Genomic DNA, 13,381 nt, shown 5'->3' on the forward strand with positions numbered 1-13,381 from the left:
CTGCGACATTCTCGAAACCGGAAATGACTCCTGGCGCTTCAAACAGCGCAAGAAAATCAGCGCCCAAACTGATCAATATTGAACGCTGTTACCTGTTCAATATTCGACGCTGATTGACAGTTTATCATCGCTAAGCCAGATCGACTCGGCGCGGGCCGAACGGTAAAGTTTGCCGGGCCGTTCACAAGGGTTTGCCAGAACAAGCCCCCGGTCAGTTCCCCAAGCCATGATCGCGGCGAACGTGGAAAACGTGTAATCAGCTTGCCGCCGCGACTTGATCGCCAGCTTGTCACGCCATGCAAGGAACTCGGCACGGGTGCGACGGTCGGGCAGGGCGGCAAGCGGGAAGTCGCCAAACTCAGCTTCAATCTGGCGAATTTGCCGAACGTAGTCTTTCCGCGTCCGAGGCGCGAGATCGGTGAATTTTGGTGCTGCCTGATAGGCGTTCAAAACAGATTGAAGCGTTCCGCTTGGCTCTTTGACCTTTTGCGCAATGGCCTCATTGAAGGCGGCTATAACTCAGGATCGCCGGGCTTGCCGGGCAGGCGGGGGCCGCCTTTCCATGCATAAAAATAGGTTACGGTTGAACCGTCCGCGAGTCGCTTCGTAATCCGGTTGATACCCTTAAGCTGGACTCGCATGTTTGGCCTTCCACTTATCAAAGGGCGTTTCGAGATTCGAATCGGCCCCGTCGGCAAAGATAACCCGAATAGTTCCGTCAGGTGTCACTTCAACCGTTCTGATTGGCAGCCCGGCGGCTTGGGCGGCTTTCACCGCCCGCGCCACATCGGCTTGCTTAAAGGTTGAAGGACGCCGGGTCATGGTTTTAGAACGCGCCGTTCAAGCGCACGTTGACGCTGCCCGACGGATTGCCAACGTCTTCGATTGCCACGCCGATCTTGGTATTGCCCGAAGACGTGCTGGTGATCAGCTTGGCGGTGTCGTCCCAGTAGCACGCCGCGCCAATGGCGAAGACGTTTGTGGAAACCTTCGGCAGATCGAAGACGCCTTTGGTTACGACGTCCACGTCGGCCCCTGATTCAGCGTCACCAGAGGCGACTCCGAAGATCAGGCCAGATTTGACGCCGCCGCCGCTGGTGACGGCGTAAGGCGCGGGAATAGTCAGGTTCTCGCCTGCCTGCACATAGTTCTTCATGGTCAGATTCCTTTCGAGGTTCTGAAGACAATGGTGATCGCTTCCAAGGCTAGTTCCTCTCAGTAACAACGGAAAAATCGGGAAAAATGGGAATCTCGATTTTCAATTTCATGTGGGGGCGTGAAAAGCCGGGGCTCCGCGTCCCCCCATCGCAAGGGCGGGGGTAGGACCCGCTTGTTCCCGTTCTTCCCTTTGTTCCCCAGCTATCCCCTGTCGGGGCATGGAGGGCCGACAGACCGACAGTCCTTAAGGACTCTGTCGGTGTCGGTCGGCCTACACCCACCTTTTGCCGATGCCGACAGATGCCGACTGTCGGCCTTTTGTCGGTGTCGGTCGGCCTGTCGGGCTTCATTGCTGTCCCCCTTCGTCGGGGAAGTCATCGGTATCGCTGCCCGTCGCGCCGTAGGGCGTTTCCTTCAGGGAATAGAAGCCGTCGCCAAACTCGATCAATTCCCGCTGCAACAGGTCGCGGACAGCACGCTTGAACGTGTCGCGCCGGGACTCCCACTTCTCAGATTGCGACACGTTCCGCCCGTTCACACAGGCTTCGCGCCAAGCCTCTTCGGCAACGGGCTTGCCGTCCGGGGAAAGATGGCGAAGGTGGGCATAGGCCGCCGATGCCGCCGGGGACAGTTTGTCGGCCTTGCGGGGCAGGTCAGAAGCGTCGGCCTCTTGGCAGACAGCCGTGGTGATCGGATCGCCATCTTCATCGGTGCCCAAGCGGCGGGTGGCAATGGTAAAGGCGAAGTCCTGTTCCGTCGTGCCATTGCGGTTCTTGGAAGGCTTGAAGGCCACCACGTCGGCTTCGCGCTTCAGGTAAAGCGACACGTCCAAGGCCCCATTCAAGAGGCTATGACCACGGGGCAGCCCGTCGCCTGCCTTAGTGTCATGGTGGATCAGGACCACGGCAGCGCCCCAGCGGGCCAGCGAACGGGCCGCCGCGACGACTTGCCCCATGCCTTCGGCGCTGTTCTCTTCCAGACCGGGGAAGGCGACGGCAAGGGTATCAATGAAGATCAGCGCCGGGCGACGGGCCTTCACTTCGGCGCGAAGGGCTTTCAACTGGCCCTTGTCCGAAAGAAGATCAGACACGCCCGCGACAAGCTGGAAAGCGTTGGCTTCGCCATGATCGCCGCGAAGGGCTGACAGCCGCGCCCGCATCCCATGCCCGTCTTCAGCCGCGATATACAACACGCCGCCTTGCCGAGTCCGCCGTCCGAAGACTTCCGCGCCTTGCGCTACGGCATAGCCCAGACGCGGGGCCAAGAGGCTCTTCCCTGCCCCCGGTGCCCCGATGATCGCGGCAACGTCGCCTTCAGCCAAAAGGCCCTTGATCACATAAGGACGGGCGGGCAGCGTGGCACATTCTGCCGGAGTCAGGAAAGTCAGGCCGCCAGATTTCGGGGCCGCTTGTTCATCCTCTTCCCGCCCGCCGACTAGGGCTGCAATCTCGGCTTCCTCTTCAGCCGTCGGAATCAGATCGAAGTCGGACAGCCAAAGCAGATGGGTCACAGTCGTGTCCCGCCAGCCGTGCCGCTCTGCCTCATGGATGATTGCCCAGCCCGTCACGCCGCCGTCGGCATGCAAGGAGTCCCAAGCCGCATCGGTGGCGGTTTCGTCATAGCCCGGCCATTGGCGCGACCAGCCTTGCCATGCTTCGCGCCCATCTTCGCCGCCTTCGGTTTCGGCGTGCAGAGCCATGCCGATGCCAAGCCATGCGTCACGGCTGGCATAGGTGTCGCCATCATTGGGCAAGGCCATCAAGGCCGCGCGCATGACGTGGAACGGCAGCCCGGTCGGTTCGCCGTGGCCGGCTTCCTTGGCCTTCAGGCGCGGCTTCAGGGCATCAGGCCAAGGCGGCAGATCATCGGTCAAAGAGCCGGACACAAGGCGGTAAGCGCCGCCCGCATGGGTCGCGCCGGGGGCCGCCACATAGCCGCCAGCGCCCCGCACGTCCACGCCGGGCGGCAATCTCGCCGCGCTGTTGCCCATGCCTTCAGGCCAGCGAAAATAGGCGTGAAGGCTGCCGCCGGGTGATTGCACCATGACAGGCGACAGGGTTTCAGGATCGAGTCCCATAGCCCGAAGGCCCGCAAATCCGTCTTTGCCATGCTTAAGGTCAATATCCACCACGGCAAAACCCGTGCGCGGCCCCATCGGGACGCCCGGCATGGCTTCAGGCCACTTCGCCCACCAGCGACGGATTTGTGCCGCGTCGGTCGTGGCCCGGTTCTGCCAATCCGTGATGCACGGAACCTTTTCGGATTTGCCTTTGCGCTTGACCAGATGAAAGGGGAAGGCCGGGATTTCAGCCTTGGCCAGATCACGGGCGGCTTGCAAGTTTTGGGGTATTTTGATACCGTTTTGAAGCGACATTGCTTGTTCCTATGTCGTGCATTGTTTCGCCCCCGGTGTTTGGTCGCGCCGGGGGCTTTTCTATTGAAGAGGGGTTTTTCAGTTGGCGTTTCGGGTGTAACCCATTGAAACTTCAAAGACTGTTTTTGCCCCGGTTGGATAAAAGATTGTTATTTTTCAACGGAACAACCCGGACTCCAAAACCGAGGGTCGTGGGTTCGAGTCCCCCAACTCCTGCCAGGTCTGTTTTCCTGATAATATTCGCGTTGATCGGGCTGCTGGGCCTGATGGCCTCTGCGGCGCGGGCGGATAGCATGTTTCATGCAGGACAACTGGTCTGCGAGGGCAATCGGGCATTGCTAGCGCCCCCGCACCGCACGGTCATCGGCATATCGATACAGAAGTTCAGCAATTTTCTCATCTGTCATGCCTTTTGAAAGCGCATGAACAGCGGCCGTTAGAAAGCCACTACCTACATGCGCTGACTGTAAGCCGCCTGTCTCAGTCAGTTCGGTGAAAAGATCGTGCGCACGAGTGAAAGCGAATTGTTCGGCAGTGGAAGGCCCCGTTTCTTCGTCATCATTCAAGTTAATTGTCCTCTCCTACTATGTTGTGCCGCCTCATTTTTTGTTAGCGACATAATATTCCCCTCTGCCATTAACTACAAACCCCTCCCGGATGGCAAATCGCGGCAGTGTGTTTCAGCGGGTGGAGGAGAACTGGTAGCTTTGTTTCAACCCCACACATTCGCGCCATCGGGCACAGCCTTGGGCTGGTAATCGGGCGTGTTTGGCCCATATTCCTAAGCCTACGACAAAGGAGGCCCCCATGACGACGTATCAGAAATCCGCTGACCGTATTGCCGCCCTGACGCCAGAGCAGTTTCGGGTCACGCAGAAGAGTGGCACCGAGCGGCCGGGGACGGGGGAGTATCTCGATAACCATGAGCCGGGGATTTATGTCGATATCGTTTCCGGCGAGCCGTTGTTTGCTTCATCCGACAAGTTTGAAAGCGGCTGCGGCTGGCCCAGTTTCACCAAGCCGATTGAGCTTGCACATGTGGCAGAGTTGCGCGATGGCAGTTTGGGCATGATGCGGATCGAGGTGCGCTCGGCCCATGGCGACAGCCATTTGGGGCATGTGTTTCCGGATGGACCGCGCGACCGGGGCGGTTTGCGCTATTGTATCAACTCGGCCAGCCTGCGGTTTGTGCATCGTGATGCGATGGTGGCCGAAGGCTATGGCGATTACATCAATCAAGTGGAGGATGTGAAATGACACAGGAAACCGCAATTCTGGCAGGCGGCTGCTTTTGGGGCATGCAGGATCTGATCCGCAAGCGGCCCGGTGTGATCGCGACGCGGGTCGGCTATACGGGCGGTGACGTGGCGAATGCGACCTATCGCAACCATGGCTCTCATGCTGAGGGCATTGCGGTTGATTTTGATCCGGCGGTGATCAGCTACCGCGAACTTCTGGAGTTTTTCTTCCAGATCCACGACCCCTCTACGCCGGACCGCCAAGGCAATGATCGCGGGCCGTCTTATCGCTCGGGCATCTATTATACGTCCGAGGCGCAGAAAGACGTGGCACTGGATACGATTGCGGATGTAAATGCCAGCGGGTTGTGGCCGGGCAGGGTGGTGACGGAACTCGCCGCTGCCGGGCCGTTCTGGTTGGCGGAGCCGGAGCATCAGGATTATCTGGAACGGTTGCCGACGGGCTATACTTGCCACTTCATCCGGCCAAACTGGCGCCTGCCGCGTAGAGCGGCTGAATAAGGCGGGTGCCGCGTAGGGCTGCGGAGTAACACTCGGCCACCCATCGCAGGCCTATAAGGCTTGCCGCTTGAAATCCCGGCGCGATGCGCGTATCTCGCCGGGAACCTCTTAGAAAGCGCGGAATCCGAAAATGGCAACGATCAATCCCGTCCAGTTCATGCAGCAGGTCCGCGCCGAGGTGGCCAAGGTGGCTTGGCCGTCGCGCCGCGAGGTGATGCTGACCACCGTGATGGTGTTCATCATGGCAGCGCTGACCGCGACGTTCTTCAGTCTGGTGGATTATGTGATCCGGCTGGGCCTGACGATGATCGTCACCGGGTTCTGAACTGAACCGATCAGGCCAAATCTGGCCGATCATCGGCGAATTTCCTTGAATTAAGCGGTCTGGGGCGGTATCCCGCCCTAATCCAAAGGACAAAGGCGCGCAGCGATTCGGGTTGCGCGCTGTTTTTTGTTCGGGGCTCAAGATGGGCAAGGCGGATTAACCGCTTGAAAATACAGAACATTCGGGCGCAGAGGCACTCGGGCAGACAAGGTGGAAGTGGCATGGCCAAGCGTTGGTATTCGGTAAGCGTTCTCTCGAACTTCGAGAAGAAAGTTGCCGAGCAGATCAGAACGGCCGTGGTGGAAGCCAACTTGGGCGAGGAAATCGACGAAGTTTTGGTGCCGACCGAAGAAGTCATCGAAGTGCGCCGTGGCAAGAAAGTGACCTCTGAGCGTCGCTTCATGCCGGGCTATGTTTTGGTGCGGATGGAAATGTCGAGCCAAGGCTATCATCTGATCAGCTCGATCAATCGCGTCACCGGGTTCTTGGGGCCGCAAGGCAAGCCGATGCCGATGCGCGATGCTGAAGTGAACCTGATCATGAACCGTGTCGAAGAAGGTCTGGAAGCGCCGCGCAACCTGATCCGGTTTGAGACTGGTGAGAAGGTCAAAGTTACCGACGGCCCGTTCGAGGGCTTCGACGGCATGGTTGAGGACGTCGATGAGGCGCACAGCCGCCTGAAGGTGTCGGTGTCGATCTTTGGTCGCGCCACCCCGGTGGAATTGGAATTCACTCAGGTGTCGAAAAACATTTGAGTGCATCGCGTGGGAGGGACGCGCGACCCGCAAGGGTGTGACAACCCGAACCACTAAACCGCAGCGCTTAATACCGAGCGTTCGCAGTGATAAAGGAGAGGCCACATGGCCAAGAAGATTATCGGCAGCTTGAAGCTGCAAGTGAAAGCGGGTCAAGCCAACCCATCCCCGCCGGTCGGTCCGGCGCTGGGTCAGCGCGGCTTGAACATCATGGCTTTCGTGAAAGAATTCAACGCGAAGACCGCTGATCTGGAACTGGGCACCCCCACTCCGGTCATCATCACCTACTACCAGGACAAGTCGTTCAGCCTCGAGCTAAAGACAGCACCTGCTTCTTTCCTGCTGAAAAAAGCTGCTGGCCTGCCGCCTGTTGGCAAGCGTAACCGTGCCAAAGGTTCGGTTAAGCCGGGTCACGCGGTTGTTGGCGCTGTGTCGCTGGCACAGATCCGCAAGATCGCTGAAACCAAAATGAAAGACCTGAACGCGAACTCAGTTGAGGCCGCGATGCAGGTGATCATGGGTTCGGCGAAATCCTGCGGCATCGAAGTGAAAGGGTAAGTCATGGCCAAGATTGGTAAACGGACTGCCGTTGCGCAGAAGGCTTTTGAAGGCAAATCGCTGATCACCGTGGAAGACGCTGTTGCGTTGATCAAGGGTGCGGCTTCGGCGAAATTCGACGAGACGCTGGAAATCGCGATGAACCTTGGCGTTGATCCGCGTCACGCAGACCAGATGGTGCGCGGCGTGGTTGCTTTGCCGAATGGCACCGGCAAAACCGTGCGCGTCGCTGTGTTCGCCCGTGGTGCCAAGGCTGATGAAGCCAAGGCAGCTGGTGCTGACATCGTTGGCGCAGAAGACCTGATGGAAACCATCCAATCCGGCAAAATCGAGTTTGACCGTTGCATCGCCACGCCGGACATGATGCCGCTGGTGGGTCGTCTGGGCAAAATCCTCGGGCCGCGCAACCTGATGCCGAACCCGAAGGTTGGCACCGTGACAATGGACGTGAAAACCGCCGTTGAAGCTGCCAAGGGCGGCGAAGTGCAGTTCAAAGTCGAAAAAGCTGGCGTGATCCATGCGGGCATCGGTAAAGTCAGCTTCTCGGATGAGAAACTGGCCGAGAACATCCGCGCTTTCGTCGAGGCCGTGACCCGCGCCCGTCCGAGCGGGGCGAAAGGGTCGTACCTGAAAAAGATTTCGCTGGCGTCCACGATGGGTCCGGGCGTTGCCTTGGATCTGGCTTCGGCTGCTGCGAAGTAATCCGGGTGGCGGGAAGCCCGAATTTTGCGAAAGCAAAAATCGGGCCTGAACCCCGCCCTACCCAAATCCGTAGGGCGGGGTTCACCCCGCCACGCGTTTTAAGAATTCCCAATCCTTCGGGGAAGGGATGGTGGGGCGAAGGGGGTGCAAACCCGCAAGCCCCATCCTGTCCGAGACGGCCGGTGGCGCGCAAACGCCTTAATATCCTGCCCGAGATGGGGAACGAGATGATGTCGCAGCATGCGATTTTGGCTCGGGAACCGTAGCAAGGACCCGATGTCCGTCATCAGACGGGCTTAATTGAGCCGGGGGGAAACCCCCAACCTTGGAGTGAAACTGTGGATAGAGCCCAGAAAGAGAAAGTGGTCGATGAACTCGGCCAAATCTTCGCAAGCTCTGGCGTTGTAGTAGTCGCCCACTACGCGGGTATGACAGTTGCACAGATGCAGGACCTGCGCGCAAAAATGCGTGACGTAGGTGGGTCCGTTCGCGTTGCCAAGAACACGCTCGCCAAGATCGCCCTTGGTGGCAAGCCGTCTGAAAAGATGGGTGCGCTGCTGACGGGCATGACCATGTTGTCCTATTCGGAAGATCCCGTGGCTGCGGCCAAGGTCTGCGAAGCATATGCCAAGACGAACGATAAGTTCGTCATCATTGGCGGTGCAATGGGTGACACGGTTCTGGACCAGGCCGGTATCAAAGCCGTCGCTTCCATGCCGTCGCGTGAAGAGCTTATCGCTCAGATCGTTTCGTGCATCGGTGCGCCCGGGGCTGCTATCGCTGGTGCTATTGGCGCGCCTGCAAGCAACATCGCGAGCATTCTGTCAACCATCGAAGAAAAAGCAGCCGCTTAATCTTCGGACTCGCGTGGGGTTGAACCCCCACCTCGTTGGAACCATCTTAACTGAACGGAACATGAAATGTCTGATCTGAACAAATTGGCCGAACAAATCGTTGGCCTGACCTTGCTGCAAGCGCAAGAACTGAAAACCATCCTGAAAGACACCTATGGCATCGAGCCAGCTGCTGGTGGCGCTGTCATGATGGCTGCTGGCCCGGCTGCTGCAGCTGCGCCTGTTGAAGAGCAAACCGAGTTTGACGTTGTTTTGACCGAAGCTGGTCCGAACAAAATCAACGTCATCAAAGAAGTCCGCACCATCACCGGTCTGGGCCTGAAAGAAGCCAAAGACCTCGTTGAGGCCGGCGGCAAAGTCAAAGAAGGCGTTGGCAAAGCTGACGCTGAAGGCTTCAAGAAAACTCTGGAAGCCGCTGGCGCCAAGGTTGAACTGAAGTAATTTGCGCCGGGGTTCGCCTCGGTTCTGATTAGATGGCTGGGTCGGGGTTATCCCCGTCCCAGCTTATCGCGTCTCGGAGTCTGCTTTTGCGAAAGCATATTCCAAGGTGCGGTTAAGGTTCGGGAGCCACCCTAAGGGACGGGTGGCATGAATAGAACCTTCCCCCTCTCGCCAATCGGCACGCCTTCCGTGGCCCGACGGAAAGCCTGCCGGCGAAATTGAAAGGTTACGACGCACATGGCGCAAGCTTACGTTGGCCAGAAACGAATCCGCCGTTATTTCGGTAAAATTCGTGAAGTTCTGGAAATGCCGAACCTGATTGAGGTTCAAAAATCTTCCTATGATCTGTTCCTGCGCTCTGGCGACAGCGACAAGCCGCTGGATGGCGAAGGCATTCAGGGCACGTTCCAATCGGTCTTCCCGATCAAGGACTTCAATGAGACCGCCGTGCTTGAATTCGTCAAGTACGAGCTGGAAAAGCCGAAATACGACGTGGACGAGTGCCAGTCGCGCGACATGACCTATGCCGCGCCGCTGAAAGTTACCCTGCGTTTGATCGTGTTTGATGTCGACGAAACCACCGGGGCCCGGTCGGTCAAGGATATCAAAGAGCAAGACGTTTACATGGGCGACATGCCCCTGATGACCGGCAACGGCACGTTTGTGGTGAACGGCACCGAGCGCGTGATCGTCTCGCAGATGCACCGTTCGCCCGGCGTGTTCTTTGACCATGACAAGGGCAAGACGCACTCCAGCGGCAAACTGCTGTTCGCTTGCCGGATCATTCCGTATCGTGGCTCGTGGCTGGACTTCGAGTTTGACGCCAAAGACATCGTGTTCGCGCGTATCGACCGTCGCCGGAAACTGCCGGTCACGACGCTGCTGTATGCGTTGGGCATGGACCAGGAAGGCATCATGGATGCCTATTACCAGACTGTCATGTTCAAGTTCCAAAAGAACAAAGGCTGGGTCACCAAATTCTTCCCGGACCGTATCCGTGGCACCCGTCCGACCTATGATATCGTTGACGCCGATTCCGGCGAAGTGATCTGCAAGGCCGGCGAGAAAATGACGCCGCGGATGGCGAGCGATCTGGCGAAAACCGGTAAGGTCACTGACCTGCTGGTGCCGTATGATCACATCGTGGGCCGCTATGTCAGCAAAGACATCATCAACGAAGAAACCGGCGAGATTTGGGTCGAAGCTGGCGATGAATTGACGATGGAATACGACCGCGACGGCGAGCCTAAAGGTGGTTCGCTGAAGCTGTTGCTCGATCAAGGCATCACCGAGATTCCGGTGCTGGATATCGACAACGTCAACGTCGGCCCCTACATGCGCAACACCATGGCCGCCGACAAGAACATGGGCCGTGACACAGCACTCATGGACATCTACCGCGTGATGCGTCCGGGCGAGCCGCCGACCGTTGAAGCAGCGTCGCAGCTGTTCGACACGTTGTTCTTCGACAGCGAGCGTTATGATCTCTCGGCGGTTGGCCGGGTGAAAATGAACATGCGTCTGGATCTGGGCCGCCCGGATACCCAGCGTACGCTCGACCGTGCCGATATCGTCGCTTGTATCAAAGCCTTGACCGAACTGCGTGATGGCAAGGGCGAGATCGACGACATCGACCACCTCGGCAACCGCCGGGTGCGCTCGGTTGGCGAATTGATGGAAAACCAATACCGCGTTGGTCTGCTGCGTATGGAGCGCGCGATCAAAGAGCGTATGTCGAGCGTGGAAATCGACACGATCATGCCGCAAGACCTGATCAACGCCAAACCCGCAGCGGCTGCGGTGCGTGAATTCTTCGGCTCGTCGCAGCTGTCGCAGTTCATGGACCAAACCAACCCGCTGTCCGAAGTCACCCACAAGCGCCGTCTTTCGGCACTGGGGCCAGGCGGTTTGACGCGTGAGCGTGCGGGCTTTGAAGTGCGCGACGTTCACCCGACCCACTATGGCCGGATGTGCCCGATTGAAACGCCAGAAGGTCAGAACATTGGTCTGATCAACTCGCTGGCCACTTTCGCGCGGGTGAACAAGTATGGCTTCATCGAGACGCCATACCGCAAAGTGATCGACAACAAGGTGACAGACGAAGTCGTCTACATGTCGGCCACCGAGGAAATGCGTCACACGGTCGCTCAGGCCAACGCGGCACAAGACGCCGAAGGCCGCTTCACCGACGATCTGATTTCATCGCGTAAAGCCGGTGACTTCATGCTGAACCCGCCGGAAGCCATCGACCTGATCGACGTGTCGCCGAAGCAGTTGGTGTCTGTTGCGGCATCCTTGATCCCGTTCCTTGAAAACGACGACGCTAACCGCGCTCTGATGGGCTCGAACATGCAACGTCAGGCGGTTCCGTTGCTGCAAGCTGATGCTCCGTTCGTGGGCACCGGTATTGAAGCCGTGGTTGCGCGAGACTCGGGGGCTGCCATCATGGCCCGCCGCGCTGGCGTGATTGACCAGGTTGACGCGACGCGTATCGTTGTGCGCGCCACGGAAATGCTGGAACCGGGCGAGCCGGGCGTGGATATCTACCGTCTGCGCAAGTTCAAACGCTCTAACCAATCGTCCTGCATCAACCAGCGCCCGCTGGTGAAGGTGGGCGATACCGTTCTGCGCACCGAAGTCATCGCTGACGGCCCGTGCACCGACTTGGGCGAACTGGCCTTGGGCCGGAACGTCGTCGTGGCCTTCATGCCGTGGAATGGCTATAACTATGAAGACTCTATCCTGATTTCGGAGCGTATTCTGAAAGACGACGTGTTCACCTCGATCCATATCGAAGAATACGAAGTCGCCGCCCGCGATACGAAACTGGGGCCAGAGGAAATCACCCGCGATATCCCCAACGTCGGCGAGGAAGCCCTGCGCAACCTTGACGAAGCGGGCATCGTTTACATCGGCGCTGACGTGCTGCCGGGCGATATTCTGGTCGGCAAAATCACCCCCAAAGGTGAATCGCCGATGACCCCGGAAGAAAAACTGCTGCGGGCGATCTTTGGTGAAAAAGCCTCGGACGTGCGCGACACTTCGCTGAAACTGCCGCCGGGTGCATTTGGCACCATCGTCGAAGTGCGGGTGTTCAACCGTCACGGCGTTGATAAAGACGAACGTGCGCTGCAAATCGAGCGTGAAGAAGTCGAACGTCTGGCGCGTGACCGCGACGATGAGTTGGCGATCCTTGAGCGTAACATCTACTCGCGTCTGAAAACCCTGATCACTGGCAAAGTTGCCGTGAAAGGGCCGAAAGGCATCAAAGCGGGTGCGGTGATCGACGCTGAACTTCTGGGCACGCTGTCGCGTGGCCAGTGGTGGCAGTTGGCACTGGAAGGTGAGGCTGACGCGAAGGATGTTGAAGCTCTGCACGACCAGTTCGAAGTGCAAAAGCGTGCCTTGGACAACCGTTTCGACGATAAAGTTGAAAAGGTCCGTCGCGGCGACGATCTGCCTCCGGGTGTGATGAAGATGGTCAAAGTCTTCGTCGCGGTGAAGCGCAAGCTGCAACCGGGCGATAAAATGGCTGGTCGTCACGGCAACAAAGGTGTTGTTTCCAAGGTTGTGCCTGTCGAAGACATGCCGTTCCTGGCGGATGGCACCGCTGTTGACATCGTTCTGAACCCGCTTGGCGTGCCAAGCCGTATGAACGTGGGGCAGATCCTTGAGACGCATATGGGCTGGGCCGCGCGTGGCCTTGGCATCCGCATCGACGATGCTTTGAAAGAGTATCGCCGTTCGGGTGACATGACCCCGGTGCGCGACGCTGTGCGCTATGCTTACGGTGATGAGGCTTACGAGGAATCCTTCGCGGATCGCTCGGAAGCTGATTTCCTTGAACTGGCTGGCAACGTGACCAAAGGTGTGCCGATTGCATCGCCGGTGTTCGACGGTGCGAAAGAATCCGACGTGAACGACGCGCTGACCCGCGCCGGGTTCGACACCTCGGGCCAGTCGATTGTGTTCGATGGCCGTTCGGGTGAGCAATTCGCCCGTAAGGTCACCGTGGGCGTGAAGTACATGCTGAAACTTCACCACTTGGTGGATGACAAGCTGCACGCACGCTCGACCGGGCCTTACAGCCTTGTCACGCAGCAGCCGTTGGGTGGTAAAGCCCAGTTCGGTGGCCAGCGTCTGGGTGAGATGGAGGTCTGGGCACTGGAGGCTTACGGCGCCGCTTACACCTTGCAGGAAATGCTGACGGTGAAATCGGATGACGTGGCAGGCCGCACCAAGGTCTACGAGTCGATCGTCAAAGGCGAAGACAATTTCGAGGCTGGCGTGCCAGAATCGTTCAACGTTCTCGTCAAAGAGGTCCGCGGTTTGGGCCTCAACATGGAACTCCTGGATGCGGAGGAAGAATAGCTAGGCGAAATTCGCGCGAATTTCGGGAACGATTTTCGCGCGAAAATCGACTGCCTTTCCCCCGCAACCCCCATTCTTAGGAA

General features: G+C 58.4%; 13 protein-coding genes. 9 read left to right on the plus strand and 4 right to left on the minus strand.

The window, feature by feature from the left end:
- Positions 1 to 96: 96 nt before the first annotated feature.
- The 4 genes from ACP7AP_RS05915 to ACP7AP_RS05930 all read right to left on the minus strand — a co-directional run bounded on the left by ACP7AP_RS05915 (position 97) and on the right by ACP7AP_RS05930 (position 4,098).
- Positions 97 to 450, minus strand: coding sequence for a hypothetical protein (locus tag ACP7AP_RS05915; RefSeq protein ID WP_426033202.1), 354 nt, complete (start codon positions 448 to 450; stop codon positions 97 to 99).
- A gap of 376 nt (positions 451 to 826) precedes the next feature.
- Complete coding sequence (locus ACP7AP_RS05920) at positions 827 to 1,156, minus strand: DUF2190 family protein (protein ID WP_426033204.1); 330 nt, start codon at positions 1,154 to 1,156, stop codon at positions 827 to 829.
- 348 nt (positions 1,157 to 1,504) lie between these two features.
- A complete protein-coding gene (locus ACP7AP_RS05925; protein ID WP_426033206.1) occupies positions 1,505 to 3,532 on the minus strand; it encodes an AAA family ATPase in 2,028 nt (675 codons plus the stop codon).
- Between the two features lie 338 nt (positions 3,533 to 3,870).
- Positions 3,871 to 4,098: a hypothetical protein gene (locus ACP7AP_RS05930; RefSeq protein WP_426033208.1), complete on the minus strand. Its 228-nt coding sequence runs from the start codon at positions 4,096 to 4,098 to the stop codon at positions 3,871 to 3,873.
- A 241-nt stretch (positions 4,099 to 4,339) separates the two neighbouring features.
- Here ACP7AP_RS05930 and msrB point away from each other — a divergent pair, with 241 nt between their 5' ends.
- The 9 genes from msrB (at position 4,340) to rpoB (ending at position 13,298) form a co-directional block, all read left to right on the plus strand.
- Positions 4,340 to 4,789, plus strand: a complete 450-nt coding sequence (gene msrB, locus ACP7AP_RS05935; RefSeq protein ID WP_426033210.1) for a peptide-methionine (R)-S-oxide reductase MsrB — start codon at positions 4,340 to 4,342, stop codon at positions 4,787 to 4,789.
- The gene (msrA, locus tag ACP7AP_RS05940) at positions 4,786 to 5,292 is read left to right on the plus strand and encodes a peptide-methionine (S)-S-oxide reductase MsrA (RefSeq protein ID WP_426033212.1); all 507 of its coding nucleotides are present in this window, start codon (positions 4,786 to 4,788) and stop codon (positions 5,290 to 5,292) included. Before msrB ends, msrA begins: the two co-directional genes overlap by 4 nt.
- Before the next feature lie 130 nt (positions 5,293 to 5,422).
- Positions 5,423 to 5,617 (plus strand): preprotein translocase subunit SecE, encoded by a 195-nt coding sequence (gene secE, locus ACP7AP_RS05945; RefSeq protein WP_054008073.1) that lies wholly within the window; start codon positions 5,423 to 5,425, stop codon positions 5,615 to 5,617.
- Positions 5,618 to 5,838: 221 nt separating this feature from the next.
- On the plus strand, positions 5,839 to 6,372 hold the full coding sequence (gene nusG, locus ACP7AP_RS05950) for a transcription termination/antitermination protein NusG (RefSeq protein ID WP_426033214.1): 534 nt from the start codon (positions 5,839 to 5,841) through the stop codon (positions 6,370 to 6,372).
- Between the two features lie 105 nt (positions 6,373 to 6,477).
- Positions 6,478 to 6,930: a 50S ribosomal protein L11 gene (gene rplK, locus ACP7AP_RS05955; protein ID WP_426033216.1), complete on the plus strand. Its 453-nt coding sequence runs from the start codon at positions 6,478 to 6,480 to the stop codon at positions 6,928 to 6,930.
- A gap of 3 nt (positions 6,931 to 6,933) precedes the next feature.
- On the plus strand, positions 6,934 to 7,632 hold the full coding sequence (gene rplA / locus ACP7AP_RS05960; protein WP_426033218.1) for a 50S ribosomal protein L1: 699 nt from the start codon (positions 6,934 to 6,936) through the stop codon (positions 7,630 to 7,632).
- A gap of 338 nt (positions 7,633 to 7,970) precedes the next feature.
- A complete protein-coding gene (gene rplJ / locus ACP7AP_RS05965; RefSeq protein ID WP_426033220.1) occupies positions 7,971 to 8,486 on the plus strand; it encodes a 50S ribosomal protein L10 in 516 nt (171 codons plus the stop codon).
- A 66-nt stretch (positions 8,487 to 8,552) separates the two neighbouring features.
- Positions 8,553 to 8,927: a 50S ribosomal protein L7/L12 gene (gene rplL, locus ACP7AP_RS05970; protein ID WP_054008068.1), complete on the plus strand. Its 375-nt coding sequence runs from the start codon at positions 8,553 to 8,555 to the stop codon at positions 8,925 to 8,927.
- A gap of 237 nt (positions 8,928 to 9,164) precedes the next feature.
- Entirely contained in the window at positions 9,165 to 13,298 is a 4,134-nt protein-coding gene (rpoB, locus tag ACP7AP_RS05975; RefSeq protein ID WP_426033222.1) for a DNA-directed RNA polymerase subunit beta, read from the plus strand.
- Positions 13,299 to 13,381 lie beyond the last annotated feature (83 nt).

Source organism: Cypionkella sp. TWP1-2-1b2 (assembly GCF_049896245.1).
Lineage (GTDB): Bacteria > Pseudomonadota > Alphaproteobacteria > Rhodobacterales > Rhodobacteraceae > Cypionkella.